The organism is Candidatus Pelagibacter communis (assembly GCF_001179925.1).
GTDB classification, from domain to species: domain Bacteria; phylum Pseudomonadota; class Alphaproteobacteria; order Pelagibacterales; family Pelagibacteraceae; genus Pelagibacter; species Pelagibacter ubique_E.
Genome location: NZ_CVSF01000014.1, coordinates 1 through 978 on the forward strand (window position 1 = coordinate 1; position 978 = coordinate 978).

General features: G+C 25.9%; 2 protein-coding genes. Both read right to left on the reverse strand.

Annotated elements, in window-relative coordinates; genetic code table 11:
* Window positions 1–489, reverse strand: a 489-nt coding sequence (locus AMN70_RS00720) for a Na+/H+ antiporter NhaA (protein WP_143323395.1), incomplete at its 3' end; no start/stop codon positions are given.
* A gap of 2 nt (window positions 490–491) precedes the next feature.
* A complete protein-coding gene (locus tag AMN70_RS00725; RefSeq protein WP_075501081.1) occupies window positions 492–947 on the reverse strand; it encodes a zinc-ribbon domain-containing protein in 456 nt (151 codons plus the stop codon).
* Window positions 948–978 lie beyond the last annotated feature (31 nt).

Consider the following 978-nt stretch of genomic DNA (forward strand, 5'->3'; position numbering starts at 1 on the left):
AAGTGCTGTTAAAAAAACTTTAAGGGATAATGGAACACGTTTTCCTAATAATGATAACACTCCTAAAGAAAAAGCAATATCAGTTGCAGATGGTATTGCCCATCCCTTTAAAGTTTCACTATCACCAAAATTTATAAATACATAAAATAATGCCGGAACTAACATTCCACCTACAGCAGCAATTATTGGAAGTAATGCTTGTTTTATATTAGACAATTCACCTTGTAAAAATTCTCTTTTGATCTCAAGAGTGACGAAAAAAAAGAATATTGCCATTAGGGCATCATTTATCCAATGTAAAACAGATAATTTTAAACCAAAATTATTTATACCAATGAATAAATATTTATCTAAAGTAGAAAAATACAGCTGTGATAACTCTGAATTACTAATAATTAAGGCAATTATTGCAGCAAATAACAAAACTAAACCGCTTGCAGCTTCAAGTTTAAAAAACCATTTAAATGGTTGAGATAAATAATTAATCATAATTAAATTAGGTCTTTAATAAATAATTGCATATCTTTCAAGACTTCATATAAGCTAAAAAGCCATATCTCTAAATCAGGAAAAAAAGTATATAGTTGAATTTTGAACGTATCTAAAATTATTATGAGAGCAATAAAAGAAATTAATATCACTATAATATAGGATAAAAAATTGCCAAAAGTAAAACTTGCTTTTGGGGTATATTTTACAATTTCTGAGCTTTTTTTTTCTTTAATTATTTTTTTTGAATAATCCTTTTTTGTTTTTTTTCGATTATTACCAGAAAAATTTTTATTTGATTGAATATTTTGAATTCCAATATTTTCTACAACTTCATCATCTTTTTTGTAAAACCACACTTCATCACATGATCCACATTTCAATTTACGACCTTCATATGGAATTAAAGCTGTGTCAATTTCAAATTTCTTCTTACAAGATGGACAAGTAATAATCATGGTGTTTTATATATCAGATTCATATAAAAAT

Excerpts from the sequence above, each read along its gene's own strand:
- AMN70_RS00725 (WP_075501081.1), bottom strand. The coding sequence starts at position 947 with ATGATTATTACTTGTCCATCTTGTAAGAAGAAATTTGAAATTGACACA.